The organism is Aeromicrobium sp. Leaf289 (assembly GCF_001423335.1).
Lineage (GTDB): Bacteria > Actinomycetota > Actinomycetes > Propionibacteriales > Nocardioidaceae > Aeromicrobium.
This window is the reverse complement of record NZ_LMNK01000002.1, coordinates 1236085-1261738: the sequence shown is the minus strand read 5'-3', so window position 1 is coordinate 1261738 and position 25654 is coordinate 1236085. Positions and strand designations below refer to the sequence as shown.

Annotated in this window: 24 protein-coding genes and 1 pseudogene; 5 read left to right on the top strand and 20 right to left on the bottom strand. The window is 72.3% G+C overall.

Going from position 1 to position 25654, the window contains the following annotated elements; genetic code table 11:
* Window positions 1-38: 38 nt before the first annotated feature.
* Entirely contained in the window at window positions 39-518 is a 480-nt protein-coding gene (locus tag ASF37_RS10125) for a MarR family winged helix-turn-helix transcriptional regulator (RefSeq protein ID WP_055964545.1), read from the top strand.
* Here the strand turns inward: ASF37_RS10125 and ASF37_RS10120 are convergent.
* The 6 genes from ASF37_RS10120 to meaB all read right to left on the bottom strand — a co-directional run bounded on the left by ASF37_RS10120 (window position 470) and on the right by meaB (window position 5364).
* Window positions 470-976 carry a DUF501 domain-containing protein gene (locus ASF37_RS10120; RefSeq protein WP_056580197.1) on the bottom strand — a complete coding sequence of 169 codons (507 nt, stop codon included), beginning with the start codon at window positions 974-976 and terminating at the stop codon, window positions 470-472. The genes ASF37_RS10125 and ASF37_RS10120 overlap by 49 nt on opposite strands.
* A complete protein-coding gene (locus ASF37_RS10115) occupies window positions 969-1403 on the bottom strand; it encodes a septum formation initiator family protein (protein WP_156366888.1) in 435 nt (144 codons plus the stop codon). The genes ASF37_RS10120 and ASF37_RS10115 overlap by 8 nt, the downstream gene beginning before the upstream one ends.
* Before the next feature lie 183 nt (window positions 1404-1586).
* Window positions 1587-2864 (bottom strand): phosphopyruvate hydratase, encoded by a 1278-nt coding sequence (eno, locus tag ASF37_RS10110; protein ID WP_056580195.1) that lies wholly within the window; start codon window positions 2862-2864, stop codon window positions 1587-1589.
* 206 nt (window positions 2865-3070) lie between these two features.
* Window positions 3071-3664 (bottom strand): MazG family protein, encoded by a 594-nt coding sequence (locus tag ASF37_RS10105; protein ID WP_056580193.1) that lies wholly within the window; start codon window positions 3662-3664, stop codon window positions 3071-3073.
* 25 nt (window positions 3665-3689) lie between these two features.
* Window positions 3690-4358 carry a hypothetical protein gene (locus ASF37_RS10100; protein ID WP_156367973.1) on the bottom strand — a complete coding sequence of 223 codons (669 nt, stop codon included), beginning with the start codon at window positions 4356-4358 and terminating at the stop codon, window positions 3690-3692.
* Window positions 4359-4392: 34 nt separating this feature from the next.
* Window positions 4393-5364 (bottom strand): methylmalonyl Co-A mutase-associated GTPase MeaB, encoded by a 972-nt coding sequence (meaB, locus tag ASF37_RS10095; protein WP_055964527.1) that lies wholly within the window; start codon window positions 5362-5364, stop codon window positions 4393-4395.
* A gap of 105 nt (window positions 5365-5469) precedes the next feature.
* On the opposite strand from meaB, the gene ASF37_RS10090 reads away from it, so the two are divergent.
* Entirely contained in the window at window positions 5470-5790 is a 321-nt protein-coding gene (locus ASF37_RS10090) for a hypothetical protein (protein WP_200914497.1), read from the top strand.
* Between the two features lie 43 nt (window positions 5791-5833).
* On the opposite strand, the pseudogene scpA reads toward ASF37_RS10090, so the two are convergent.
* From scpA to ASF37_RS10075, 3 genes and pseudogenes are all read right to left on the bottom strand, one after another.
* Window positions 5834-7927 (bottom strand): annotated as a pseudogene (gene scpA / locus ASF37_RS10085) (methylmalonyl-CoA mutase); the annotation flags it as partial.
* An 86-nt stretch (window positions 7928-8013) separates the two neighbouring features.
* Window positions 8014-9897 (bottom strand): methylmalonyl-CoA mutase family protein, encoded by a 1884-nt coding sequence (locus ASF37_RS10080; protein ID WP_056580190.1) that lies wholly within the window; start codon window positions 9895-9897, stop codon window positions 8014-8016.
* An 87-nt stretch (window positions 9898-9984) separates the two neighbouring features.
* Window positions 9985-11211: a hypothetical protein gene (locus tag ASF37_RS10075; RefSeq protein WP_056580045.1), complete on the bottom strand. Its 1227-nt coding sequence runs from the start codon at window positions 11209-11211 to the stop codon at window positions 9985-9987.
* Between the two features lie 142 nt (window positions 11212-11353).
* Between ASF37_RS10075 and serC the strand changes: the two genes are divergently transcribed.
* The gene (gene serC / locus ASF37_RS10070; RefSeq protein ID WP_055964513.1) at window positions 11354-12463 is read left to right on the top strand and encodes a phosphoserine transaminase; all 1110 of its coding nucleotides are present in this window, start codon (window positions 11354-11356) and stop codon (window positions 12461-12463) included.
* 18 nt (window positions 12464-12481) lie between these two features.
* On the opposite strand, the gene ASF37_RS10065 is transcribed toward serC, so the two are convergent.
* The 3 genes from ASF37_RS10065 to ASF37_RS10055 all read right to left on the bottom strand — a co-directional run bounded on the left by ASF37_RS10065 (window position 12482) and on the right by ASF37_RS10055 (window position 15601).
* Window positions 12482-13003, bottom strand: a complete 522-nt coding sequence (locus ASF37_RS10065) for a gamma carbonic anhydrase family protein (RefSeq protein ID WP_055964509.1) — start codon at window positions 13001-13003, stop codon at window positions 12482-12484.
* A 23-nt stretch (window positions 13004-13026) separates the two neighbouring features.
* The gene (locus ASF37_RS10060; RefSeq protein WP_056575544.1) at window positions 13027-14466 is read right to left on the bottom strand and encodes an NCS2 family permease; all 1440 of its coding nucleotides are present in this window, start codon (window positions 14464-14466) and stop codon (window positions 13027-13029) included.
* 100 nt (window positions 14467-14566) lie between these two features.
* Window positions 14567-15601, bottom strand: a complete 1035-nt coding sequence (locus ASF37_RS10055) for a hypothetical protein (RefSeq protein ID WP_156368160.1) — start codon at window positions 15599-15601, stop codon at window positions 14567-14569.
* 109 nt (window positions 15602-15710) lie between these two features.
* On the opposite strand from ASF37_RS10055, the gene ASF37_RS17590 reads away from it, so the two are divergent.
* On the top strand, window positions 15711-16115 hold the full coding sequence (locus ASF37_RS17590) for a DUF2530 domain-containing protein (RefSeq protein WP_235492910.1): 405 nt from the start codon (window positions 15711-15713) through the stop codon (window positions 16113-16115).
* 36 nt (window positions 16116-16151) lie between these two features.
* On the opposite strand, the gene ASF37_RS10045 is transcribed toward ASF37_RS17590, so the two are convergent.
* Entirely contained in the window at window positions 16152-16895 is a 744-nt protein-coding gene (locus ASF37_RS10045) for a DUF3027 domain-containing protein (protein ID WP_055964501.1), read from the bottom strand.
* Window positions 16896-17006: 111 nt separating this feature from the next.
* Here ASF37_RS10045 and ASF37_RS10040 point away from each other — a divergent pair, with 111 nt between their 5' ends.
* Window positions 17007-18509: an MFS transporter gene (locus ASF37_RS10040; protein ID WP_082506463.1), complete on the top strand. Its 1503-nt coding sequence runs from the start codon at window positions 17007-17009 to the stop codon at window positions 18507-18509.
* A gap of 22 nt (window positions 18510-18531) precedes the next feature.
* On the opposite strand, the gene ASF37_RS10035 is transcribed toward ASF37_RS10040, so the two are convergent.
* The 7 genes from ASF37_RS10035 to ASF37_RS10005 all read right to left on the bottom strand — a co-directional run bounded on the left by ASF37_RS10035 (window position 18532) and on the right by ASF37_RS10005 (window position 25654).
* Complete coding sequence (locus ASF37_RS10035; RefSeq protein WP_056580041.1) at window positions 18532-19386, bottom strand: dioxygenase; 855 nt, start codon at window positions 19384-19386, stop codon at window positions 18532-18534.
* 175 nt (window positions 19387-19561) lie between these two features.
* Entirely contained in the window at window positions 19562-19957 is a 396-nt protein-coding gene (locus tag ASF37_RS10030; RefSeq protein WP_055964495.1) for a cold-shock protein, read from the bottom strand.
* 44 nt (window positions 19958-20001) lie between these two features.
* Window positions 20002-21072 carry a YihY/virulence factor BrkB family protein gene (locus ASF37_RS10025; protein WP_200914496.1) on the bottom strand — a complete coding sequence of 357 codons (1071 nt, stop codon included), beginning with the start codon at window positions 21070-21072 and terminating at the stop codon, window positions 20002-20004.
* Window positions 21069-21467, bottom strand: a complete 399-nt coding sequence (locus ASF37_RS10020) for a type II toxin-antitoxin system PemK/MazF family toxin (RefSeq protein WP_235499972.1) — start codon at window positions 21465-21467, stop codon at window positions 21069-21071. The genes ASF37_RS10025 and ASF37_RS10020 overlap by 4 nt, the downstream gene beginning before the upstream one ends.
* 133 nt (window positions 21468-21600) lie before the next feature.
* Entirely contained in the window at window positions 21601-23193 is a 1593-nt protein-coding gene (locus ASF37_RS10015; RefSeq protein ID WP_056580038.1) for an AMP-binding protein, read from the bottom strand.
* Window positions 23194-23267: 74 nt separating this feature from the next.
* Window positions 23268-25208, bottom strand: coding sequence for an exopolysaccharide biosynthesis polyprenyl glycosylphosphotransferase (locus ASF37_RS10010; RefSeq protein ID WP_056575535.1), 1941 nt, complete (start codon window positions 25206-25208; stop codon window positions 23268-23270).
* On the bottom strand, window positions 25205-25654 hold the full coding sequence (locus tag ASF37_RS10005; protein WP_056553414.1) for a hypothetical protein: 450 nt from the start codon (window positions 25652-25654) through the stop codon (window positions 25205-25207). Before ASF37_RS10005 ends, ASF37_RS10010 begins: the two co-directional genes overlap by 4 nt.

Sequence of the window (25654 nt, the reverse complement as noted above, 5' to 3'; positions counted from 1 at the left end):
CAGGTTCCTGACACTCAACCGTATGTCAGAATACTGACATGACGCAACCCGGCATCGACGTCACGCGGTCCGTCGGCCTCGCGCTGAAGCGCACCGTCGCGACCCTGCGCTCCGTCATGGACGACGTCCTGCGCCCCCTCGACCTCTCGGTGTCGCAGTACGCGTGCCTGGAGCAGCTGTCTCAGCGACCGGGCCTGTCGGCAGCGGCCCTGGCGCGCCACACGTTCGTCACCCGGCAGTCCGCGCACACGCTGCTCCAGGGCCTGGAGGAGCGAGGCCTGCTCGAGCGGTCGCCGGCGCCGCCGTCAGGCCGGGCACTCCCCCTGCAGCTCACGCCGGCGGGGGCGGACCTGCTGCGGTCGGCCAGCAGTGCCGTCGCGGCGGTGGAGGCGCAGATGGTCTCGGCCGTCGACGCCGGCAGGATCGACCAGCTGCTCGCCGACCTGGACGCCTTCGCGTCGGCCCTCGATCAGTCGGTGGCGTCAGGCGCGGGCGCGCAGGAGGAGCTGCCCCAGTAGTCGCCGAGCAGGTCGACGGCCTCGTCGCCCAGGGGGTTGACCCCGCTGCCCTTGGCCAGGGAGTGCCCGACGAGCACGTGCAGGCACTTGACGCGGGTGGGCATCCCACCGGCGGTGATGCCGTCGACCTCGGGCACGTGCGCGATGGCCTCGCGCTCGGCCAGGTACTGCTCGTGCGCCCTCGCGTACTGGGCGGCGAGGTCGGCGTCGTGGACCAGGCGCTCGCTCATCTCGGCCATGAGGCCGGACGCCTCGAGCGTGCCGATGGCGCCGGCCAGGCGCGGGCACGTGACGTAGTAGAGCGTGGGGAACGGCGTGCCGTCGGGCAGCCGCGGCTCGGTGCGCACCACGTTGGGGTGGCCCGACGGGCAGCGCGAGGCGATCTCGAGCACGCCGCGGGCCGGACGGCCCAGCTGCTCGGCCACCGCCGCCAGGTCGGTCGGGTCCGGCTCAGTCATCGTTCTTCAGCACCTCGTCGGGGTCGGGCACGGGCGTCCTGGCCGACGGGGTGCGTCCCGACGCCTCGACACTGCCCCACAACGTGTCGTACCACTGCTTCTGGGTGGGGTCGGGCGGGTCGTCGAGCGTGGGGACGTCGCCCTGCACCGTGCCGTCGGACCCGATGACGCGGTAGCCGACCTCGCCGGGCATGACCCAGCCGAAGCGCTCGCGCGCCTGCTGGCGCACGTAGGCGGAGTCGTTCCAGCGGTCCTCGGTGTCGCCGAGGTCCTCGATGGACGCCTCACGCGTGGCGATCTCGGCCTTGAGCTGCTGGATCTCGCCGCGCTGCTGCCACCAGGCGTGCAGCGCCGACGTGTACGAGGCGAGCAGGAGCAGCAGCACCGCGAGCAGCAGCACGGCCCGGGTGGTGAAGCGCTGACCCATGCCGCGGGCCACCGCCGCACCGCTGCGCGGACGGGCAGCGCCGGGCCTGGTGGCCGGGCGGCCGGCCCCCCGACCCGAGCTCGGGCGCGCCGACCCCGCGGCACCGGACGAGCGACCCGAGGGTCGCCGCGCCGGGCCGCCCTTCGGTTTCGGTCGTCCAGGACCGCGGGAGCCGGCCACGGGTCAGAGCGCGAGCCGCGGGAAGGCCGAGGCGCCGGCGTACACGGCCGCCGAGCCGAGGGTCTCCTCGATGCGCAGCAGCTGGTTGTACTTGGCCACGCGGTCGGAGCGGGCCGGGGCACCGGTCTTGATCTGGCCGCAGTTCGTGGCGACGGCGAGGTCGGCGATCGTGACGTCCTCGGTCTCGCCCGAGCGGTGGCTCATCATGTTGCTGAAGCCGTGGCGGTGGGCCAGCTCGACGGCGTCGAGGGTCTCGGTGAGCGAGCCGATCTGGTTGACCTTGACCAGCATCGCGTTGGCGGCGCCCTGCTCGAGGCCGCGGGTGAGCCGCTCGACGTTGGTGACGAACAGGTCGTCGCCGACGATCTGCACCTGGTGGCCGATGCTCTCGGTGAGCGCGATCCAGCCGTCCCAGTCCTCCTCGTCGAGCGGGTCCTCGATCGAGACGATCGGGTACGCGCCCACGAGCTCGGCGTAGTAGTCGGCCATCTCGGCCGAGCTCTTCTTCGCGCCCTCGAACGTGTAGGAGCCCTTCTCGAAGAACTCCGAGCTGGCGACGTCGAGCGCGAGGGCGATGTCGGTGCCGAGCTTCAGGCCGGTCGTGTCGACGGCCTTGGCGATGAGGTCGAGCGCGGCACGGTTGGACGACAGGCTGGGCGCGAAGCCACCCTCGTCGCCGAGGCCGGTGGACAGGCCGTCCTTCTTGAGGACGGACTTGAGCGCGTGGTAGACCTCGGTGCCCTGGCGCAGCGCCTCGGCGAAGGTGGGCGCGCCGATGGGCGCGATCATGAACTCCTGCACGTCGACGTTGGAGTCGGCGTGGGCGCCGCCGTTGAGGATGTTCATCATCGGCACGGGCAGGACGTGGGCGTTGGGTCCGCCGACGTAGCGGAACAGCGGCAGGCCGGCCGAGTCGGCGGCGGCCTTCGCGAGGGCGAGCGAGACGCCGAGGATGGCGTTGGCGCCCAGCTCGGCCTTGTTCGGGGTGCCGTCGAGCGCGATCATCGCGGCGTCGACCGCCCGCTGGTCGTCGGCGTCGAAGCCCACGATCTCGGCGGCGATCGTGGTGTTCACGGCCTCGACGGCCTTGCGGACGCCCTTGCCGAGGTAGCGGTCGCCACCGTCGCGCAGCTCCACGGCCTCGAACTGGCCGGTGGACGCACCGGACGGCACGGCCGCACGACCGATCGTCCCGTCGTCGAGGGCGACCTCGACCTCGACGGTGGGGTTGCCGCGCGAGTCGAGGATCTCGCGCGCTCCGACGGCTTCGATGCTGGCCATGCTGCTCCTGCTGGTGAGGGGTTCAGGTGGTGCTGCGGTCTGCCCCCAGCCTAGTGCGGCCCGAACACGTCTCGCGCCAGGCGCGGGGCCACGCAGGATTCTGCCTTCGCGAGCGGAACGTCGAACGATGCTGCGTTCGTGACGGGATCCGGTGGCGAACGCAGCATCGATCGGCCGACCACGCACGAACGCAGGATCCTGCGTCCTCAGCCGAGGCGGGAGCGGACGGCCCGACGGAGGGCCTCCTCGGCGTCGACGCCCTGGGCGCGGGCCTCGGCGACCAGCTGCAGCAGGCGCGAGCCGACGTCGTCGCCGGAGGTGTCGAGGTCGGGCACGCGGTCGAGCACCTTGCGGGCCGTGGCCAGGGCGGGCAGGTCGCGGGCGATGCCCTCCAGCGGCGACTCACGCGGCTTCTCCTGCGCCTTGACCGCCTGCCAGGCGGCGTCGATCTCCTCGGGGGTGCGCGCGTCGCCGTCGGCGAAGACGTGCGGGTTGCGGCGCACGAGCTTGTCGGTGATGCCTGCGGCGACGTCGTCGACGTCCCACCCCTCCCCCGTGTCGGCGGCGACGGCGGCGTGGAACACCACCTGCATCAGCAGGTCGCCAAGCTCCTCGCGCAGCAGGTCGGAGTCACCCGCGTCGAGGGCCTCGAGGGTCTCGTACGTCTCCTCCAGCAGGTAGCGGCCGAGGGAGTCGTGGGTCTGGCCCTGCGTCCAGGCGCACTCGGCACGCAGACGGGCCATCACGTCGACCAGGTCGAGCAGGCGCTCGCCCGGCCGCTCACTCTCGGGCCGACTCACGAGCCCACCCTCACGACCAGGCCGCTCACGAACAGCGCTGCGTGGCCGGCGCGACGAGCGGGGCGTCCTCGTTGAGGACGTCGGAGGAGACCGAGAGCGAGCCGGTGGCCGCGACCTGCTGGCCGTCGTCGCCGAGGCCGAAGCGCGGGTCGATGCTCACGTCGGCGGCCTTCACGGCGTCGGCGAGCACGGCCCGGCCGGCCTGCTGGACGTCGTCGGCGTTCTGCTCGGTCACCTGCTCGCCGGTCTCGGCGACGCCCAGCTGCTCGGCGATCGCGTAGGTGCGCTGGCCGGCCTCGAGCACGCGGACGGCCTCGTCGAGGTCGACGTCGGGCAGGGCCTGCGCCACCTGGTCGCGCTGGGCGCGGGTGAACTCGTAGTCACTGGGCGAGATCGAGATGTCCTCGCGCTCTGCGAGCTCGTCGGCCACCACGCCGCTGACCAGCTCGGCCACCGCCTGGCGCCGGACGTCGGCGTTGTCGACCGTGCTCCCGCCGGCCTGGGCGCTGGAGAACAGCGAGACCTGGCAGAAGACCACGGCCGCGCGGTCGGCCTGGTCCATCGAGATGGTGGTGCCGTCGACGACCGCCGCCGCACCGGGACTGATGGAGCCGCCGCACCCGGCGAGCAGGAACCCGGCCAGGACGGCGGGCACGACCTTGGACGTGACGGGGATCACCGGACGCAACCTCATGGCGGCCACCTTAGCGAGCGCCGACGACCACGGGTCAGCGGTCGTACGCCTCGAGGATGAGGTCGGCGGCGCTGGCCGCGGCGAGCTCGCCCGACAGCACGGCCTCGCGCACCTCGTCGCGCACCCGGGCGACGTCCTCGTCGGTGCGCAGGCGCTGGTCCAGCTCGTCGCGCACGAGCGCCCAGGTGAACTCCAGCTGCTGCTGGGCGCGCTTCTCGCGCAGCCCCTTCTGGCCCAGGAACTCGCGGTGCCGCACGAGCCGGTTCCACACCGTGTCGATGCCGCGGTGCTCCAGCGCCGAGCACGTGACGACGGGCGGCACCCAGCCATGCGTGCCGGCGTAGACGAGACGCAGCGCCCCGGCGAGGTCCTTGGCGGTCACCTCGGCCTCCTGGGCGCGCTCGCCGTCGGCCTTGTTGACGGCGATCACGTCGGCGATCTCCAGGATCCCCTTCTTGATGCCCTGCAGCTGGTCACCGGTGCGCGCGATGGTGAGGAACAGGAAGGTGTCGACCATGCCGGCCACCGTGATCTCGGACTGGCCGACGCCCACGGTCTCGACGAGCACGACGTCGTAGCCGGCGGCCTCGAGGACGGTCATGGCCTGCGACGTGGCCCGCGCGACGCCGCCGAGGGTGCCGGCGCTCGGCGAGGGCCGGATGTAGGCCTGGGGGCTGACCGCCAGCTGGGCCATGCGCGTCTTGTCGCCCAGCACCGAGCCGCCGGTGCGCACGCTCGACGGGTCGACCGCCAGCACGCCCACGCGCTTGCCCTGCTCGACGAGGTGGGTGCCGAGGGCCTCGATGAACGTGCTCTTGCCGACGCCGGGCACGCCGGAGATGCCGACCCGCACCGCTCCCCCGGCGTTCGGGGTGAGGGCGGCGAGCAGCTCCCGCGACGCCGCCCGGTGGTCCGCGCGGCTGGACTCGACGAGCGTGATGGCCCGCGAGACCCCCGCGCGACGTCCGTCGAGGACGTCCGCGGCGAGCTTCTCGACGTCGGTCATGCGCGCCGCCGCCCGCTGTCAAGCCGTCCACAGGTTTCGTGCGGACGGGATCGACCGTGTCGCGGACCCCTGGAAAGATCGGCTCGGACGCACGACACTGAAGGGGTGATCGAGGTGAACGAGCCGCAGGTGTGGACGCTGATCGGCGTCTTCGGAACGGCCCTGTTCGGCATGCTCACGCTCATGTCGACCATGTTCGTCCGGATCCTGCGCACCGAGATCGGGTCCCTGCGCACCGAGATGCGCACCGAGATCGGGTCGCTGCGCAGCGAGATGGGCACCGAGCTCCGATCCGTGCGGGGCGAGATCGGGTCCCTGCGGACCGAGATGCAGGCCGAGTTCGCCTCGGTCCGCACCGAGATCAAGTACCTCGACCGCGACGTCCAGGCGTTGTCGCGTCGCGTGTTCGGCGACGACGCCGCCTGACCCGCCACGCGGCACCTCGACGAGCTCGGCGCACGCACCGGCATCAGGACCCGTCGCCGGTGCGCAGCCGGTCGAGCAGGCTGAGCGCGGAGTCGGCGATGACGGTGCCGGGCAGGAACACCTCGGCCGCCCCCATCTCCTTGAGCGTCGGGACGTCGTCGGGCGGGATGACGCCGCCCATGACGATCATGATGTCCTCACCACCCAGGTCGGCCAGCGCCTTCTTGAGCTCGGGCAGCAGCGCGAGGTGGCCGGCCGCGAGGCTCGACACGCCGACGATGTGCACGTCGGCGTCGACCGCCTGCTGCGCGACCTCCTCGGGCGTGGAGAACAGCGGTCCCACGTCGACGTCGAAGCCCATGTCGGCGAACGCCGTGACGATGACCTTCTGGCCGCGGTCGTGACCGTCCTGGCCCATCTTGGCCACGAGGATCCGGGGGCGTCGGCCCTCCGCCTTCTCGAAGGCGGCGGTGGCGTCGACGACCTTGCCGATGTTGCCGCCCTGGCCCGCCTCGGTCCTGTACACACCGGAGATCGTACGGATGACGGCCTGGTGCCGGCCGTAGACCTTCTCGAGCGCGTCGGAGATCTCGCCGACGGTGGCCTTGGCGCGGGCGGCGTCGACCGCGAGGGCCAGCAGGTTGCCGTCGAGCGAGCCGTCGCTGGACGACCCGCGCTCGGCGCTGGCGGTGAGTGCCGCGAGCGTGCGCTCGACCTCGGCGGGGTCGCGCTCGGCACGCAGCCGCTCCAGCTTGGCCACCTGCTGGGAGTAGACCGACGCGTTGTCGACCTTGAGCACGTCGAGCGGGTCCTCGTCGGCGAGCCGGTAGGTGTTCACGCCGATGACGGCCTGCTGGCCGGAGTCGATGCGGGCCTGCGTGCGCGCCGCGGCCTCCTCGATGCGCATCTTCGGGATGCCGGCCTCGATGGCCTTCGACATGCCGCCGGCCTTCTCGACCTCCTGGATGTGCGCCCAGGCACGGTTGGCCAGGTCGTGGGTCAGCTTCTCCACGTAGTAGGAGCCGCCCCACGGGTCGATGATCCCGGTGGTGCCGGACTCCTGCTGCAGCAGCAGCTGGGTGTTGCGGGCGATGCGTGCACTGAAGTCGGTGGGCAGCGCGATGGCCTCGTCGAGCGCGTTGGTGTGCAGGCTCTGGGTGTGGCCCTGCGTGGCCGCCATGGCCTCGATGCAGGTGCGCTGCACGTTGTTGAACACGTCCTGGGCGGTGAGGCTCCAGCCCGACGTCTGGCTGTGGGTGCGCAGGCTCAGGCTCTTGGGGTTCTTCGGGTCGAAGTCGCTCACGAGCCGCGCCCACAGGGCACGGGCCGCGCGCATCTTCGCGATCTCCATGTAGAAGTTCATGCCGATGGCCCAGAAGAAGCTCAGGCGCGGCGCGAAGGCGTCGATGTCGAGGCCGACGTCGAGACCGGCGCGGATGTACTCCACGCCGTCGGCCAGCGTGTACGCCAGCTCGAGGTCGTTCGTGGCCCCGGCCTCCTGGATGTGGTACCCGGAGATCGAGATGGAGTTGAACCGCGGCATCCGCTGCGCCGTGTACGCGAAGATGTCGGAGATGATCCGCATCGACGGCGCCGGCGGGTAGATGTAGGTGTTGCGGACCATGAACTCCTTGAGGATGTCGTTCTGGATGGTCCCCGAGAGCTGCTCCGGCTTCACCCCCTGCTCCTCGGCCGCGACGATGTAGAGCGCGAGGACCGGCAGCACCGCGCCGTTCATGGTCATCGACACGCTCATCTCGTCGAGCGGGATGCCGTCGAACAGCTCACGCGCGTCGTAGATGGAGTCGATGGCCACACCGGCCATGCCGACGTCGCCCTTCACCCGCGGGTGGTCGGAGTCGTACCCGCGGTGGGTGGCGAGGTCGAACGCGACCGACAGGCCCTTCTGGCCGGCCGCGAGGTTGCGGCGGTAGAAGGCGTTGGACTCCTGCGCCGTCGAGAACCCGGCGTACTGGCGGATGGTCCAGGGCTGCGTCGAGTACATGGCCGGGTACGGCCCGCGCAGGAAGGGCGCCAGGCCCGGGTAGGTGTCGAGGGCGTCGACGTCGGCGAGGTCGTCGGCGGTGTAGAGGTTCTTGACCGCGATGCCCTCGGGTGCGTCCCACGGCTCGGCGCCCTCGACGGCAGAGGCGTACGCGCCTGCGTCGGGGGCGGGTGGCTGCTCGGGGTCCAGCGGCTGTCCGGCGAACGAGGCGGGGATCGTCACGAGGCCAGCTCCTCTCGGGTGCGGCGCAGGAAGGCCAGGGCGTCGAGCCCGGCCGCGCAGGAGTCGTCGACGTCGGCGGAGACGGCGTCGGGCTTGCCGGCCACGACCACGTGGCGGGCACCGGCCTCGCGCAGGGCGGCGACCAGCTCGCCACCCCACTCGCCGTAGAGCGGGTCGGGTCCGGTCAGGCACACGACGGCGGGTGCGTCGGCCTGGCGGTACGCCTCCACGACGGCGTCCACCCCGTCGGTGGCGCCGGCCGTGACGGTCTCGATGCCACCGGCGGCGAACAGGTTGGCCGCGAACGTGGCGCGCGCGGTGTGCTGGGCCACCCGCCCCATCGTCGCGAGGAACACCGGCGCGGTGGCGCGGTCGTCGCGCATGGCCTCGAACTCGTGCGCGTAGCGGTGCACCGGCAGGGTGCGGCCGTACGGGCGACGCTCGGGCTGCTCCTCGTGCAGGTTCGGGAACTCCGAGACGCCCGTGACAGGACGCTGCCGTCGCGCCACCTGCAGGGCGCGGTCGGAGACGGTCGCCTCGACCCGGGTCCGGAGTGCGTCGAGGGCGGCTGCGAAGCCCGCCTCCCGGTCGGCGGAGTCGGCGACCACGGCGTCGAGCTCTCCGAACAGGTCCCAGGCCGCGCGCGCGACGTCGTCAGTGAGCTTCTCGACGGCGTGCGCACCCCCGGCGGGGTCGACGACGCGGGCCACGTGCGACTCGCTGATGAGCAGGCTCGAGGTGTTGCGGGCGATGCGCCGGCTGAACACCTCGGGCAGGCCGAGCGGCTCGTCGAACGGGAGCACCGTGACGCTGGAGGCGCCACCGACGCCGGCTGCGAAGGTGGCCACGCAGGTGCGGAGCATGTTCACGTAGGGGTCGTACGCCGCCATCATGGGCCGCGAGGTGACGACGTGCTGGCGCTGGCCGCGGCCGCTCTCGGCCACGCCGCTCAGCTCGAGCAGACGGGCCCACACCCGCCGGGCGGCGCGCAGCTTGGCGATGGTCGGGAACTGCTCGTCGGTGGCGGCGAGGCGCACGTCGAGCTGGTCGGCGGCGGCGTCGACGTCGAGACCGGCCTCGGTGAGCAGCCGCAGGTAGGCGGCTCCGGCGAGCAGGGAGTAGGCGAGCTCCTGCACGTCGGACGCGCCCGCGTCGTGCACGGCGGTGGCGTCGACGACGATGCCGCGGGCGCCGCGCCGCTGCGCGAGCCGGGCGACGTCGACGGCGACGGACGGGTCGGTGACCGCACCCTCGACCCCGATGCCGAGCGTGGTGCGGGCCAGGGACCCGAGGGGGTCGGCGCCGTAGCTCGTGCCGGGTGCCGGGTCGACGGCCTTGTCGTCGACGACGGCGTCGAGGGCCTGCGCCGCACCCAGCGGGTCGGTCGGGTCCTCGACCACCACGGGAGCCAGGTCCACGAAGACGGGCTCGAGGACGCGGGCCAGCGCGTCGGTCGGCACGGCACCGTCGCCCACGGCGATCCAGAGCGAGTTGACGCCGTTCTCGACGTCGGTGAGCACGTGCTGCGCGGTCAGGTCGGCGTCGGGGTCGGCGAACCAGGCCCGCACGTCCCAGCCGTCGAGCTCACGCGTGGCGGCAGAGCCTCGCGTGAAGGGGGCCTGGCCCGGCAGCCCGGTCGGCGCCACGTCGGCCGACAGGGCCGGCGTGCCGAGCGGGGCGACGCCGATGCCGTCGAGCGTCGAGCGGGTGAGCAGCGCCCACACGTCGGCGTCCGGAGCGTCGTCGGCGAGCTTCTTGGTCTTGCGCAGGACGGCGGCGGTGGCCTTCTCCCAGGCGTGGACGTCGGGCTCGACGCCTTCGGCCAGCGGGACGGCGACCGTCGCCTCCGGGCCCACGCCGGAGCCGGGGTCAGATGCCATAGGGGGCATCGTAGGGCGGGCCTGTGAGCCCGGCCACCCGGTGTGACGAAGCCGACGGGGGCGGGAGCGACGTCGCGCCCGGTGCGATCACGACACGGAGAAGGTGAGCTTCGCCCACGCCCCTGCGCCCTTGGCGTTGCGGGCCCGCACCATGGCCACGCGCTTGCCCTTGCCCAGCGCGCTGCGCGACACGGCGTACGAGCGCTGCGTGGCCGACCGCGTGGCGCTGCGCACCACCTTCGAGCCCGCCATGATCCGGACGTCGTAGCCCGTGACCGCCGTGAAGCCGTCGGCCGCCGGGGTGGACCAGGAGACGGTGCGCGTCCTCGACCTCGAGGTGCCGGAGACCCTGAGCGACCGAGGCGCGGACGGTGCCGTCGTCATGACCGCCGGCAGCACGTCGGTGGTGCTGTTGGAGATGTTGATGAGCGTGACCCGGCGGCGGGGGTCGACCGCGACGCCGTTCGGACCGTTCGGCCGCGACGCCACCCGCACCACCCGAGCGGGGGTCGCGTTCCCGTCGCTGCTCGGGGCGAAGACGACGACGTGTCGTGCGGCGTCGTTGTTGGTCACGTAGAGGTTGCCTCCCCCGTCGAACGCGAGGGCGGAGGGGTTGTTGAGCCGGCTTCGGCTCCCACCGAGCACCGAGACGGGTCCGGCGTCACCGCTCGAGCCGTAGGCGAAGGCCACCGCCGCGTCCGCCTCGGACGACACCACCCAGAGCAGGCTCCCCCGGCGGACGACGCCGCTGACGCCCGAGAGCTGGGTCCGCGGTCCGACGATGCGGTGCAGCGGTCGTGCGTTGCCCGACGCCGACGGAGCGAAGGTCGACACGGCGGACGCTCCGGCGTCGGCGACGTGGATGTAGCCGGCGGCGTCGACGTCGATGCCGCTCAGGCTGACGATGCCCGTCGAGGCGCCGGTGATGACCCGCTCCGGCGCCACGTCGCCGTTCGCGCCGGGCGCGAAGATGCGGATGGCGTCGTTGGAGCCGTCGATGACGTGCACCGAGCCGTCGGCGTCCACCGCGACACCGTTGGGGTAGCCGAACCCCGTGGCGGCGCCGGCGATCGTCTTGGTCGCGGTCGTCGACCCCACCGGGAAGTACCGGACCGCGTTGTTCGAGACGATCCAGCGCCCTCCGGAGGCGTCGACGTCGACACCGACGGGGTCGGTGCCGGCGAAGGAGCCGGACTGCACCGGCGTCACGGTCACGTCGTCGGCGTGGGCCGGGGCGCCCAGGCACGCCAGGACGACTGCGGTGGCCGTGCTGGCCGTGGTGGCGACGACCGTCGCGCGGACGTTGTTCCTCATGGACCGACCTCGGGTGCTGGGGCCCGACGGCGCGGGCGAGCGGTCCCCCGAACGTCCTCATCCTGGGACGTCCGGCCCCTCGGGGACAGGGGTGGTTCGACGTAATGTCCGGCGCTCACGGGGACGCTGCCAGACTGGTGGGGTGAAGATCCCCGCGAAGCTCCTGCCCCGCGACGGTCGCTTCGGGTCCGGCCCGTCCAAGGTCCGCCCGGAGGCGCTGGCCGCGCTCGCCGCCACCGGCTCCTCGCTGCTCGGCACGTCGCACCGCGCCGCACCGGTCAAGAACCTCGTCGGATCGGTCCGCTCGGGCCTCTCCACCCTGCTCGAGCTGCCCGACGGCTACGAGGTCGTGCTCGGCCTCGGGGGCACGCACGCCTTCTTCGACGCCGCCGTCCACGGGCTGGTCGAGCGACGCAGCCAGCACCTGGTGCACGGCGAGTTCTCGCGCAAGTTCGCGACCGCGGCCGCACGCGCGCCGTTCCTGCAGGACCCCGAGGTGCTCGAGTCGGCGCCGTCCACGCACCCGCTCCCCCGCGCGACGGCCGGCGTCGACGTGTACGCGTGGGCCCACAACGAGACCTCCACGGGCGTGATGGTGCCCGTGGAGCGGGTCCCCGACGCCGACCCCGACGCGCTCGTGCTGGTCGACGCGACGTCGGCCGCCGGTGGCCTGTCCGTCGACGTGTCGCAGACCGACGTCTACTACTTCGCGCCGCAGAAGTCGTTCGCCTCCGACGGTGGTCTGTGGCTGGCCGTCATGTCCCCGGCGGCGGTCGAGCGGGCGCAGCGCATCGCGGCCTCGGGCCGGTACGTGCCGTCGTTCCTGGACCTGCCGACCGCCATCGAGAACTCCCGCAAGGACCAGACCTACAACACGCCCGCGGTGGCCACCCTGGTGCTGCTCGACGAGCAGGTGCGGTGGCTGAACGAGCACGGCGGCATGGACTTCGCTGCCGGCCGCACCCGCGACTCCAGCGCCCGCCTGTACTCCTGGGCCGAGGCCTCGCCCTTCGCGTCGCCGTTCGTCACCGCCTCGGCGGAGCGGTCGTTCGTGGTGGGCACGATCGACCTCGACGCGTCGGTCCCGCAGCAGACCCTGACCGAGATCCTGCGGGAGAACGGCATCGTCGACGTCGACAGCTACCGCGGCCTGGGCCGCAACCAGCTGCGCATCGGCATGTTCCCGAGCGTCGAGCCCGACGACGTCAGTGCCCTCACCGCCTGCATCGACTGGGTCGTCGAGCGGCTCTGAGGCAGTCCGCCGCGGTCGTCAGTCGACGACCGTGGCGGAGCGGTGCAGCTCGCGGTGCTCCTCGTAGATGCGGGCGTTGCGGTGCAGGCCCTCCACCTCGTCGTCGCTCAGCTCGCGCCGCACCTTGGCCGGAACCCCGGCCACGAGGGAGCGCGGCGGCACCTGCATGCCGGCCGTCACGAGCGCTCCGGCCGCCACGAGGGACTCGCTGCCGATCACGGCACCGTTCATCACCACGGCCCCCATCCCGATGAGGCAGTGGTCCTCGACGACGGCACCGTGCACGACGGCGTTGTGGCCGACCGAGACCCCTTCGCCCAGGACGACCGGCTGACCCTTGTCGACGTGGAAGGCGCACCCGTCCTGCACGTTGGAGCGCGGACCGATCGTGATCGGCTCGTTGTCGGCACGCAGCACCGCGCCGTACCAGACGCTGGCGCCGTCCTCGAGCACGACGGACCCGGCCAGGGTGGCGTTGGGGGCCACGAAGGCGGACTCGGCCACGCGCGGACGTCGGTCGTCACCCAGGTCGATCTGCATGCGTCCGACCCTAGGTCACCGGCTCAGGTCAGCCAGCGCGTGATGGGGTCGATGGCGAAGTAGACGACGAACAGCACCGACACGACCCACATGAGCGCGTGGACCTCGGCGATCTTGCCGCGGGTGACCTTGAGCAGCACGTAGGCGATGAACCCCGCACCGATGCCGGCCGTGATGGAGTACGTGAACGGCATGAGCACGATCGTCAGGAACGCCGGGATCGCGATGTCCGGGTCGTCCCAGACGATGCCCGTCACCTGGGTCATCATCAGGAAGCCCACGAGCACCAGTGCCGGGACCGCCGCCTCGTTGGGGATGTGCTGCACGAGCGGGGCGAAGAACGTGGCCAGCAGGAACAGCAGGCCGGTCACGATGCTCGCGAGACCGGTGCGCGCGCCGTCGCCGACGCCGGACGCCGACTCGATGTAGGAGGTGTTCGACGAGACGCCCGCGGCGCCACCGGCTGCGGCGGCGATGGAGTCGACGACGAGGATGCGCTGCGCGCCCTCGGGCGAGCCGTTCTCGTCGTTGAGCCCGGCCTCGGCGCCGATGGCCGTCATCGTGCCCATCGTGTCGAAGAAGTCGGCCAGCAGGAGCGTGAAGACCAGCAGCGAGGCCGCCACGACGCCGACGCGCTCGAAGGAGCCGAACAGCGAGAACTGGCCGAGCAGGCCGAAGTCGGGCGTGGCGAAGAACGAGTCGGGCCACGACGGGACGTTGAGGTTCCAGCCCTTCGACGTCGGGTCGCCGTTGCTGCCGGGGGTGTCCGTGACGGCCTGCACGACGCCGGCGAGCACGGTCGTGGTCGCGATGCCGATGAGGATGGCCCCGGGGACGCCACGCGCGTGCAGGGCGATCATGAGCAGCAGGCCGATGCAGAAGACCAGCACGGGCCAGCCGGACAGCTCACCACCGATGCCGAGGCCGATCGGCGGGGCCGCGTTGCCCGTCGTGCGGACGAAGCCCGCGTCGACCAGGCCGATGAGCGTGATGAACAGGCCGATGCCGACCGCGATCGCGGTCTTCAGCTGGGCCGGCACCGCGTCGAACACGGCCTTCCGGAAGCCCGTGAGCACGAGCACCAGGATGATGAGGCCCTCCAGCACCACGAGCCCCATCGCGTCGGCCCAGGTCATCTGCGAGGCCACCGAGTACGCCACGAAGGCGTTGAGGCCGAGGCCCGTCGCGATCGCGAGCGGGAAGTTCGCCACGGCGCCCATCAGGATGCTGAGCACGCCCGCCGCGAGCGCGGTGCAGGCGGCGATCGTCGTGAAGCCCGATCCCGGTTCGGAGCCGCCGCCGAGGAACGAGCCGTCGGCGTCGGGGACGCCGGCGAGGATGATCGGGTTCAGGACGATGATGTAGGCCATCGTCAGGAAGGTCACCACGCCGCCGCGGACCTCCCTCGCCACGCTGGAACCGCGGTCGGTGATCTTGAAGTGGCGCTCGAGAACGGTCGTCATGGCACCGCAGCATGCCAGACCGTCCGGCGACGTTGATGTCGTGCCTGGGTCGATCGGGTTTCAGGACGCGTCGGCGCCGCGCGGCGGCATCGACAACGGGTCAGTCGTCGTCCTTGCGGGTGATCCAGACGCCGACGAGCGCCAGGAGCAGCACCGCGAGCCCACCGGAGACCACGACGAACCACGGCCGGCCGATCTCACCGGGCTGGTCCGCGGCGGTGGCCGACGGGGAGGCCGACGGCGTGGGGGTGGCGCTGGGTGCGGCCTGGCCCGCCTCTCCGGCCGAGAACCCGACCCGCACGAGCTCCCAGGGCGACCCCTCGCTGCCGATCAGGTAGGAGCCGCCCGACGGCTCGAACGCCACCGTCTCGCCCTGCGGCTGGTCCGGCAGTGCCTCGCTGCGCACGAGGCTCAGGTCGCTCGCGTCGAGCACGGCTGCCGCGATGTAGTTCCGCACCACCACGAAGCGTCCGTCGGGGCTGGTGGAGGCGTCGGTGGCCATGAGCAGGGTGGGCTCCCCCACGGGCTCGGGGACGTTGGTCTCGTCGGTCGACAGGTCGGCAGGCAGGCGCAGGATGCGACCGGCCAGGAGCTCCTTGGTGACCAGGAGGAAGCGACCGTCGGCGTCGACGGCCAGCGACTCCACGTCGGCCGGACCGTCGGAGTAGCCGACCGGGTACCGCGTGGAGCGGGCCGAGCCGTCGCCCGGACCGGGCTCGTCGATCGCGTAGAGGGCGGTGTCCTTGCGCTGCGCGAGGTTGTCGCCGACGTCGGCCACCCACAGCCTGCCGTCGTGGAGCATGAGCGCCTCGGTGTCCTGCCACGCCGTGCCGGTGACCGTGGTGGTGCCCACGACCTCGCCGGTCGAGACACGCACCGCGAAGACGACGTCGGCGTTGCCGGAGTCGTTGATCGTGTAGGCGAGGTCGTCGTGCACCGTGCTGACCGCCAGGCCGCTCGACTCGGCGATGCGGGAGTCGGTGACGGTGCTGACCACCCGCGAGTCGACCGGGCTGTCCTCGTCGTCGGCCCCCACGGCCGCGTCGGCATCGCGGGTGAACGACACGACGGCGGCCACCAGGATCAGGACGACCAGGAGGGCCGGGAACAGGAGCCGACGGCGACGGGGGTTCATCGGCACCATCCTCCCAGCGTCTCGCGCCCCGGGCCCGTCGAGGGTCGTCCCGGGCCGAGGGGCGCCACGGTCGACGAGCCCGCGCGACGAGCCGGGTACCCTGGGCCCTGTGAGCGACGAGTCGGAGTGGGCGGTCCGCGACGGCGACGGACCCGAGACGATCGAGCGCAAGCTCGGACACCGCGAGCGCGCCCGGCTGGAGCGTTCGGCCCGCCGTCACGAGCTCGGCCGCCCCGAGGTCACCGAGCTCGAGATCGGCCGCACCACCCACAAGGTCGCCCAGGTCGAGCCCATGGACCTCGACGGCGTCCGCACCATGACCGTCGGCACCATCCTCTGGGGCGTCGTCGCGCTCGCGCTCGTCCCGTTCCTCGGCACCCTGCAGGACGACGGCCGCACCTGGTGGCTGTGGACCGCCCTCGCCGGGTTCGGCCTCGGGCTCATCGGCATCGAGTACTGCCGGCTGCGCCGCAACGCCCTGCGCCACCAGCCCGGCCGTCGACGCTCCGAGTAGCGCCGGGCCCGCGCGCCCCTGCGGGACGGAGCCGGGTCAGCTGGTCTCGAGGCCGTCGACCGCGATGGTGTCCCACACCGGCGGCGGCAGCTTCTGCGGGCCGGCCGAACGGCTCAGCCTGGCACCGGAGTGCGCCCCGCAGCCGTGCTCGAAGGACACGACGCGGCCGTCGTCGTTCGCCGACCCGTTGGCACACACGCCGAAGCGGTCCGCGAGCGGTCCGGCCAGGCTCACCAGGAAGCCGCACGAGTGGCAGGTGCCGGGGGCCTGCTGGGCGAGCGGTGTGTCGGGGCCCTGGTCGCCGTCGTGCCAGCGCTGCGCCGCGAGGTCGCGGCCCTCGAGCGACAGGACCCAGGGGCGTCCCAGGCCGACCTCGCGCGCGAACGCGCGGTCGACGGTCTCGAGGTGGTCGCCGGCGGACCACGACGGCACGAGCCGCGCGTCGTCCTCCTCGGGGGGCAGCAGGTCGCCGGGGCTCAGGTCGCCGGGCTGGATGCGATCGCGGTAGGGCGTCCAGGCCGGCGCCACGACGGCGTCGTCGCCGGGCAGCAGCACCACGTCGTTGACGCTGACCGCACCGTCGTCGATCGCGGCCGAGAGGCTCACGGCCCACGTCCAGCCGCGGTATCCCGGTCCGGTGCAGGCGAACAGGTGGGTCGCGAGCCGCTCGCCGTCGTCGACGACCCGCAGGTGGTCTCCCACCGTGGACTCGTCGGTGGCCTCGAGCAGCGCGGTGCGAGCCACGTCGTGGGCGGCGGCCAGAACGGCGTCGGTCGTCATGTCCCCGATTGTCCCTCATCGACCCCACCTGCGGGCACCCACCCGGGACGGGCCCGGCTCGACGGCGAGCCTCGGGCGGTCGAGCCCCGCCGCGTGGGGCAGGATGACTCCATGGCCCAGACGAGCGACGGTGGAGACCGCGCTCCCGGTCCCGACTGGCCGGGTGCGCACCCGCACGGACCCACGGGACCCGACACCCTCGACGACCTCGACGCCGACCCCGACCCTGGTCCCGCCGGCGAGCCCGACCCGCCCGGTCGGCTGCCTCGCGCGGCCCGCATCTCCCAAGGGCTGCGCCGCACCGGGCGCACCGTGGCCCGTGGTGGCGTGGGCGCCTACTCCGGGGCGCGCCGCTTCACGCACGCCGGCGGCGCGGGCGAGTCGGGACTGTCACGCCTGCTCGAGCTGCACGCGTTCAACACCGCCGGCGACGCGGCCATCGCCGTCTCCCTCGCCGGGACCCTCTTCTTCACCGTCCCCACCGAGCAGGCGAGCGGCCAGGTGGCGCTGTTCCTGGTGCTCACGATGCTGCCGTTCGCTTTCGTGGCGCCCCTGATCGGCCCGTTCCTGGACCGCTTCCGCCGCGGCCGGCGGTGGGCCATCGGCAGCACCCTCGCCATCCGCGGGTTCTGCTGCTGGGTGCTCGCCGGTGCCGTCGCCGACGAGTCCGCGGCGTTCTACCTCGCGGCGCTCGGCTGCCTGGTGGCCTCGAAGGCCTACGGCGTCACCCGGGCGTCGGCCGTGCCGCGGCTCCTGCCCGAGGAGTTCACCCTGGTGAAGGCGAACTCGAGGATCTCGCTGACGGGCACCGCCGCCGCGGCGCTGTCGGCCCCGATCGCGATCGGTGCCGCGACCATCGGGGCCGAGTGGTCGTTGCGCTACGCGTTCGTCCTCTTCGTGATCGGCACGGTCCTGGCCATCCTGCTGCCGGCCCGGGTCGACTCCAGCGAGGGCGAGGAGCAGGTCGACCTCGCCGACCTCAGCGGCCGCACGCCGCGAGGCGGGATCGCCGTCTCCCGGCACGTGGTCGACGCGCTGCGCAGCAACGCGGGGCTGCGGCTCATCACCGGCTTCCTGACCATCTTCATGGCCTTCACCCTGCGCGAGCCGCCGGCGTCGCTCGGCTGGACCGGCAACGCCACCGTGCTGATGGGCCTCGTCATCGGGGCCGCCGGCGCGGGCAACACGCTCGGCGTGGTCATCGGGTCCTGGACCCGCTCGCGCAGCCCGCACCGCGTCGTGCTCGCCGTGCTGCTCGTCGACATCACGGTGCTCGTGGTCGCCGCGGCGTTCTTCCGCTGGCCGGTCGCGGCGCTGCTCGGCCTGACCGTCGGGCTGTGCCAGTCCCTGGGCAAGCTGAGCCTCGACGCCCTGATCCAGCGCGACATCCGTGAGGAGGTCCGCACGAGCATGTTCGCCCGGTCCGAGACCCTGCTCCAGCTGTCGTGGGTGATCGGCGGGCTCATCGGGATCGGGCTGTTCACCCTCGACACCGACGTGGCGCTGGCCATGTTCGTCACGGCCGGCATCGTCGTGGCCTGGGGCGTCTTCGTCCTGACCCGGGCGGTGCAGTCCCGCGAGCCGGTCGGCCCGGCCGTGCCACCTCACCCCTGAGGAGGTCGCACTGCCGAACCGCTCAGGCGGTCACGAAGCTGCGCATGCCGATCGAGCCCATGTCGACCGAGGTGTTGAAGAACCGGATCTCCTCGTCGTCCTCGAGCAGGCTGAGCGAGGCGACCATCGGGCGGTAGTGGTCGTCCGTGGGCACGGCCAGGCGGGCCTCGCGCCACGTCCCGTACGGGTCGAGCAGGGCGTCGACCCGACGTTCGACCAGCGCCTCGGCCGTGTCGGCGTCGAACTGCTCGGCCCAGTCCCAGGCCTCCGCCCCGGGCTCCCACCGGGCCCGGCCGAGGGCGTGGACGATGTTGCCGCTGCCGATGAACAGCACCCCCTGGTGCCGGAGCCGGCGCAGTCGGGCGTAGAGGTCGTGGAGCCGGGGCAGCGGCAGGGTGTCGTCGATGCTGATCTGCAGCACCGGCACCTGCGGCTCGGGCGCGAGGTACTTCAGGATCGACCAGGTCCCGTGGTCCAGCCCCCACTGCGCGTCGAGGGCGGCCTCGTACTCGACGAGCTGGTGGGCCAGCACCTGCGCGACCGCGTGGTCGCCCACGGAGTCGTAGCGCACCCGGTAGAGCTCGTCGGGGAAGCCACCGAAGTCGTAGATGACCCGGTTGCGCGGCGCGTCGGTGATGTGGGTGCGACCCGGCGTCAGCCAGTGTGCGCTGATCACGACGATCGCCTGGGCCTGCGGCAGCCGGCGACCCTCGTGCTCCCACGTGCGTGTGTAGTCGCTCTCGCGGATCGCGTGCATGGGGTTGCCGTGACCCACGAAGAGCACCGGCATCCGTTCGCTGGGGCTCAGGCGCGACTCGAGGTCGGCCACGGAGTAGGCGACGCCCGGGCCCGACGTCGAGGGGGTGCTGGTGGTCATGGTCGCTCCAGGTAGTAGATGCTTCAACTACCAGTGTACGCCCTGCTCCACCACTTCGAACGGATCGGCCCGACCGGTTCCGCCCGACCGCATCGGCCGGGACGACGACGGCCCACCCCGGACCCCTCGCGGGGCGGGATGGGCCGACGTGGACGGCGTCGGGCGCGAGACCTCCTCAGGCGTCGAGCTCGGTGGCCAGCGCACGCAGCAGCTGCGCCACCGGCTTCGCGGAACGCGAGTCGGGGTGGCGGCCGTGGCGGTAGCCCTCGCCGAGGTCGTCGAGCAGTCGGATGAGGTCCTCGACGATCGTCACCATCTCCTCGGGCTTCTTGCGCCGGGCCCGTGCCTGCGTGCGCGAGACCGGAGCCGTGCCCTCGAGCACCCGGACCTGCAGCGCCTGGTCACCGCGGCGCCCCTGCGCCACGCCGAACTCGACGCGTGTGCCGGACTTGAGCGCCGGGACGTCGGAGGGCAGCGCGTCGGAGTGGACGTAGACGTCGCCGCCCTCGTCGCTGCTGATGAAGCCGAAGCCCTTCTCGGTGTCGTACCACTTGACCTTGCCCGTGGGCATGCGCGTGTCCTTCTGTCAGGGGGGTGGAGCTCTCTGCGTCCAGCCTAGGCGGTGCCGGGGCGAGCCGACGCCGGCTCGGGCGGCGACGACGGTGGCACCGTCTCGTCACCTGCCCCGTCACCGGCCCCGTCGTCCTCGTCGTCGGGCTTCTCGAACCGGGCCTCGATGATCTCGAAGCCCTTGTGCCGCTGGGCCTTCGCGTAGGCGGTGTACGCCCGCTTGTCGGCATCGGTGAGGTCGACGTTGTCGGTGAACGGGGTCAGCAGCGCCCGCGGGTAGAGGTGTCGCCGCAGGACGACGTTGAGCTCCAGACCGAGCACGGTCATCACGGCGGCGACGAAGATGAAGGCCACCAGGCCGAGCACCAGCGCGAACGTCGGGTCGACGGTCCGGCTGGCCCGGTTGATCACGTTCGTGACGTACGTGTTGCCCGCCAGCTGCAGCAGCTGCCAGCCCACGGTGGCGAGCAGCGCCCCCGGCAGCACCGACCGGGTGGAGGCGCGTCCGGCGCTCACCAGCCGGAACAGGCCCACGAAGATGGCCGCCGTGAGGACGAAGCCGACGCCACGGACCAACGGGCCGGTCGCCGGCCCGACCGTGCCGCCGAACGCGTCGGGGTTCGCGAGCACCGACGTCGCGATCGCGAGCGCGAGGATGCCCAGGCCGGCGATGGCCAGGAAGATCAGGCTGCGCAGCCGCATCAGGAACGGGTTGGCGCGGCTGTTGCGCGGCACCGACCAGGCGATGTTCGCCGCGTTCTGCGCCGCCTGCCCCAGGCCCATCGCACCGTAGGTCGCGACGATCGAACCGACGACGATGGCCGACGTGCTGCCCTGCAGCCCCTGCTCGCTGGCGAGCTGGTCGCCCACGATCGGGAACTGGCTCAGCGCCGTGTCGAGCAGCCGGTCGCGCAGCTCGGGGTCCCCCTGCAGCACGAAGCCGAGGATGGAGGAGGAGATGAGCAGCAGCGGGAACACCGCGATGAAGGCGTAGTAGCTGATGATCGCGGCCAGGTACGGGCCCTGGTCGTCGAAGTACTTGTAGATGACCGCCAGCGGGAACGCCAGGACCGGGTGCCGACGCTGGAACCGGTCGATCGCGTCGATGATCTTCACGCGCGGCCCCGGCGGAGGTCGGGGAGGTGCTCGGAGGCGGCGGCCACCACGACACGGAAGCGCGGCTCGTCGAGCACGGCACCTTCGCGCCGCACGCCGTCGGGGTCGAGGTCGAGCAGCCTGTTCAGCCGCACCTCGCTCGGCCGGGCCTTCGGGTCCCACGGACCGGCGCCCAGGTCGTGCCAGAACCGTCCGGCCCGCGCCTCCTGCTCGGCGTCGCGGTCGTGGTCCTTCGAGGTGAGCATGAGGCCCACGAGGCGCTCTCCGTCGCGTCCGACCACGAGCACCGGCCGGTCCTTGCCCCGGGTCGGGTCGTCCTCGTACGGCACCCACGTCCAGACGACCTCACCCGGGTCCGGACGACCGTCCGGCCGCGGTGCGTACGTCAGATCCACGGCGCAAGCGTGCCACACGGGCCCCGCTGCGCTCGGCGAGACGCACGGGGCGCCGTCGGGTCGCACGACGATCGTCGCCCGACCGACGTCCGCCTCCGCGAGCGGGACGTGCCCCAGCTGCGCTCGGTCGGGGTCAGTCGAACTCGGGGAGCTCGCGCTTCATCACCTTGCCGGTGGGGTTGCGCGGCAGCTCGTCGAGGAACTGGAGGCGGCGCGGCACGGCGAACCGCGCCACCCGCTCCTTCGCGTACGCCACGACCTCGTCCTCGTCGAGCGACTCACCGTCCTTGACCACCACGTAGGCGGCCAGGCAGTGGCCCCAGTCGTCGTCGGGGATGCCGACGACGACCACGTCGGTGATCGCGGGGTGGCCGATGAGGGCGTCCTCGAGCTCGCGCGGGAACACGTTCTCGCCGCCGGAGATGACCATGTCGTCGTCGCGACCGGCCACGAACAGGCGCCCGTCCTCGTCGAAGTAGCCGAGGTCACCGGTGTGCATGAGCCCGTCGCGGAAGTCCTTGGTGTTGCCGTCGGTGTACCCGCCGAACTGCATCTCGTTGCCCACGTAGATCACGCCGGTCTCGCCCGGCGGCAGCTCGTTGCCGTCGGTGTCGAGCACCTTGACGACGGTGCGCCACGGGATGCGGCCCGCCGTGCCCGGCGCGGCACGCAGGTCCTCCGGCGAGGCGACGGAGACCCAGCCGGTCTCGGTGGCTCCGTAGAAGTTGTAGACCGAGTCGGTGAAGCGGTCCATGAAGTCGGTCGCGAGCTCGCCGGCGAGGGCCGAGCCGCTCGACGCGGTGATGCGCAGGCTCGACACGTCGTGGCGGTCGGCCTTCTCCCGGTCGAGGTTCACCAGGCGCTGGATCATCAGCGGCACCACGACGAGCACCTCCGCGCGGTGCTCGGCGATGTCCCGCAGCACCTGCTCGGGATCGAACTTGCGACGCAGCACGTACGTGGGGACCGTCGACAGGCCGAAGCCGAAGTTGAGCAGGCCCCACGAGTGGAACAGCGGCGCGGCCAGCACGACGGTGGTGTTGCCGCCGTACGGGATCGAGCCGAAGAAGGTGAGGAGCGGGTCGAGGTTCTCCGGCTCCTTGCGGTTGGCGCCCTTGGGCAGCCCGGTGGTGCCGGACGTGAAGATGACGATGCCGCCGGGCTTCTCGGGCTTCTTGTGGGCCTTGCCGGGGTGGCCCTGGGCGATCTGCGACAGCGTCGGCAGACCGTGGCTGTCGTCGTCGGACCACGCCACGACCACCATGTCGCGGTCGATCTCGGAGGTGACCTCGAGGAACTCCTGGTCGACGATCGCGAACTTGGTGTCCTCGCGCCGGGTGAGCTCGCCCAGCTGCGAGGCGCTCGCCATGGTGTTCAGCAGCAGGACCTTGGCGCCGATCTGCATGATCGAGACCATCGAGATGACCATCCAGCGATGGTTGCGCCCCATCAGGGCGACCGCGTCGCCCACCTGGACGCCCCGCTCCTTGAGCGCGGCGGTGGTGCGGTTGATCTCGTCGCTGAGCTCGGACCAGGTGATCTCGCCGGCGTCGTCGATGATGGCGGTCTGGTTCGGGTACCTCGCCGCGGCGGCCGCGACGGCCGCCGGGAAGCCCGGGCCCCAGGTGGCGAGCTTGACGCCCGCCTTGAGGAGCCGGTGCGGCAGCTGGGGCTTCAGCAGACCGATCTGACGCAGGACCTTCAGCTTGTAGGCGATGTCACTCATGCGGTCCGGCTACTCCTCGTGGTGCGGGTGCGGGGATGCGTCACAGTAACAGCGAGTGACAGTCGGGCGCGCGTTCAGAGAGCGCCGTCACGTGCCACCACGGCACGGACCGTCCGGAGCAGGATCTTGGCGTCGAGCCGCAGGCTCCAGGTGTTCACGTACTGCAGGTCGAGCCGGATCGACTCCTCCCAGCTGAGCTGCGAACGGCCGCTGACCTGCCAGAGTCCGGTGAGCCCTGGGCGGACGTGCAGGCGTCGCCAGACCCACTGGCTGTACTGCGCCGTCTCGCGCGGCAGGGCCGGACGCGGTCCCACGAGGGACATGTGTCCCAGCAGCACGTTCACCAGCTGGGGAAGCTCGTCGAGCGACGTGCGACGCAGCAGCCGACCCACCCGGGTGACGCGGGGGTCGTCGTCCAGCTTGAACAGCGGTCCGGCCCCCTCGTTGCGCAGGACGAGGTCGGCCAGACGCTCCTCGGCGTCGACGACCATCGTGCGGAACTTGAGCATGGTGAAGGGCTTGCCGTCTCGGCCGGTGCGCTCCTGGCGGAAGATGACCGGTCCGGGCGAGGACGCCTTCACGGCGACGGCGATCGCGAGCAGCACCGGTGACAGGACGAGGAGCCCGACCAGCGCCACGACGCGGTCGAAGACCGTCTTCGCCGCGACGGAGACGAGGTGCTCGTTGGGCGGGCGCATCGTGAGGGCCAGCTGGTCGGCCACGATCTGCGGGCGCATGTACTCGACGTGGTCCTCCATGTCGGCCAGCACGAGGCACTCGACGTCGGCGCGCTGCAGCGCCCACGCGAGGTGGCGCAGCGACGGGGTCGTGAGGGCGTGGTCGGACGCGATGACCACCGACCGCGCACGGGACCGGGCCACCGCCGCCAGCACGTCGGGGACGATGCGCGTGAGCGAGCCGGGCGAGCCGAGTGGGACCGACTCGGCCTCGCCGCGCCACACGCAGGACGAGACCACGTCGACGTCGCTGCGGTCGTGCCAGCGCTGGGTGAGGCGGCGGACCGTGCGCTCCTCGCCCACGAGCACGGTGGGGGTGCGTCGTCGAGCGACCCGGTGCACCGCGCCGTAGCCGACGAAGGTGGCCACGGCGAGCAGCGCGACGAGCAGGGCGCTGCGCAGCCCCACGGTGTTGTTCGCACCGAGCAGGAGAGCGACCACGAGCGTGGTGCCGACGAACGACAGGAAGCGCACCGCGGGCTTGAGCGACGTGGCGCGCTCGTAGGCGGCCTGGGCGAGCCAGCTGTAGACGAGCCACACGAGCACGCTGACGACCACGACCCGGCCCGACACGGGTCCCACGGCGAGCCGGCTGCTCAGCACCAGCGTGACCGCGAAGGTGAGCAGGTAGCCCAGCAGACCCTGTCGGACCGCGTCGGCGAGGATGCGGAACGGACCGCGCCGTCCCCGCTGCTCACGTGCGGCGAGGAACTCCTCGCCGGCCGGCAGCCGGTTGCTGCGCGGCAGGCCCAGCCGGGTGCGACCCTCGTCGTCGCGTCGGGCCTCGGGCAGCTCTCCGAGCAGGCGGACGGCCTCGACGACGCCGGGCGTCGGCTCGATCTGGCCGCTGCGGGTCGCGACGGTCCCGTCGGCCGCGCCGTCGAGCAGGGCGTGCAGCTGCTCACGCGTCTCGGCGACGTGGACCAGACCCATCTCGGCCAGGCGGCGCGCCAGCACCACCTGGTGGTCGTCGACCACCTCGTGGCCCACGGGCACGCGGGGCACGACGATCGGGATGCGCCCGGCGCGACGGGCGTCCATCACGCCGCCGGCGCCACCCTGCAGCACCACGACGTCGGCGCGCCGGTAGTGCTCGAGCAGCTCGTCCGGCGCCATCATCGTCAGGTTGGTCGCGCCCTCGATCGGGCGCGTGGACCCGTGCTGGAACACGACCTGGGCGCCGCGCTCGTCCGTCCACGGCTCCAGCCAGTCGACGAACCGGTCGAACGGGTGGTGGTACGTCCCGACGCTCGCCACGAGGGTGAGGTCGTCGGTCACAGCACGAGCCCCACGGTCTGGGCCCGCGGGAGCTTCTCGCTCAGCTGGTCCCACTGGGTGAGGTACTCGTCGACGAAGGGGTACACGAGCCGGCCCGTCAGCGACGGCTTCTCGATGCGGTCGATCGTCTCGAGGAAGATCGACCGCGCCCCGACGCGACGCGCCTGGCGCAGGAAGGGGACGGCGACGGCCGCCCCGGTGCTGAACACGACGTCGGGACGCCACTCGTCGATGACGCGGCGGGCCAGCATCATGTTGCGGGCCAGGTTGGGCAGGTTGCGCTGCGTGGGCCAGGCGCACTCGATGACGCGCTCGTCCCGCAGCTTGAGCCGGGCGTCCTCGGTCGGCCCGGTGACCCAGAGCCGCTCGTGCTGGCCCCACCAGGGCTCGAGCGCCAGGGCCTGGGCGAGGTGCCCTCCGGAGGAGCAGGCGATGAGGATGCGCAT

What these genes read in the sequence shown, in the direction of transcription:
- ASF37_RS10125 (WP_055964545.1), top strand. Translation starts at nt 39, where the DNA reads ATGACGCAACCCGGCATCGACGTCACGCGGTCCGTCGGCCTCGCGCTG.
- ASF37_RS10120 (WP_056580197.1), bottom strand. Translation starts at nt 976, where the DNA reads ATGACTGAGCCGGACCCGACCGACCTGGCGGCGGTGGCCGAGCAGCTG.
- ASF37_RS10115 (WP_156366888.1), bottom strand. Translation starts at nt 1,403, where the DNA reads ATGGGTCAGCGCTTCACCACCCGGGCCGTGCTGCTGCTCGCGGTGCTG.
- eno (WP_056580195.1), bottom strand. Translation starts at nt 2,864, where the DNA reads ATGGCCAGCATCGAAGCCGTCGGAGCGCGCGAGATCCTCGACTCGCGC.
- ASF37_RS10100 (WP_156367973.1), bottom strand. Translation starts at nt 4,358, where the DNA reads ATGAGGTTGCGTCCGGTGATCCCCGTCACGTCCAAGGTCGTGCCCGCC.
- meaB (WP_055964527.1), bottom strand. Translation starts at nt 5,364, where the DNA reads ATGACCGACGTCGAGAAGCTCGCCGCGGACGTCCTCGACGGACGTCGC.
- ASF37_RS10080 (WP_056580190.1), bottom strand. Translation starts at nt 9,897, where the DNA reads ATGGCATCTGACCCCGGCTCCGGCGTGGGCCCGGAGGCGACGGTCGCC.
- ASF37_RS10075 (WP_056580045.1), bottom strand. Translation starts at nt 11,211, where the DNA reads ATGAGGAACAACGTCCGCGCGACGGTCGTCGCCACCACGGCCAGCACG.
- ASF37_RS10065 (WP_055964509.1), bottom strand. Translation starts at nt 13,003, where the DNA reads ATGCAGATCGACCTGGGTGACGACCGACGTCCGCGCGTGGCCGAGTCC.
- ASF37_RS10060 (WP_056575544.1), bottom strand. Translation starts at nt 14,466, where the DNA reads ATGACGACCGTTCTCGAGCGCCACTTCAAGATCACCGACCGCGGTTCC.
- ASF37_RS10055 (WP_156368160.1), bottom strand. Translation starts at nt 15,601, where the DNA reads ATGAACCCCCGTCGCCGTCGGCTCCTGTTCCCGGCCCTCCTGGTCGTC.
- ASF37_RS10045 (WP_055964501.1), bottom strand. Translation starts at nt 16,895, where the DNA reads ATGACGACCGACGCCGTTCTGGCCGCCGCCCACGACGTGGCTCGCACC.
- ASF37_RS10040 (WP_082506463.1), top strand. Translation starts at nt 17,007, where the DNA reads ATGGCCCAGACGAGCGACGGTGGAGACCGCGCTCCCGGTCCCGACTGG.
- ASF37_RS10035 (WP_056580041.1), bottom strand. Translation starts at nt 19,386, where the DNA reads ATGACCACCAGCACCCCCTCGACGTCGGGCCCGGGCGTCGCCTACTCC.
- ASF37_RS10030 (WP_055964495.1), bottom strand. Translation starts at nt 19,957, where the DNA reads ATGCCCACGGGCAAGGTCAAGTGGTACGACACCGAGAAGGGCTTCGGC.
- ASF37_RS10015 (WP_056580038.1), bottom strand. Translation starts at nt 23,193, where the DNA reads ATGAGTGACATCGCCTACAAGCTGAAGGTCCTGCGTCAGATCGGTCTG.
- ASF37_RS10005 (WP_056553414.1), bottom strand. Translation starts at nt 25,654, where the DNA reads ATGCGCATCCTCATCGCCTGCTCCTCCGGAGGGCACCTCGCCCAGGCC.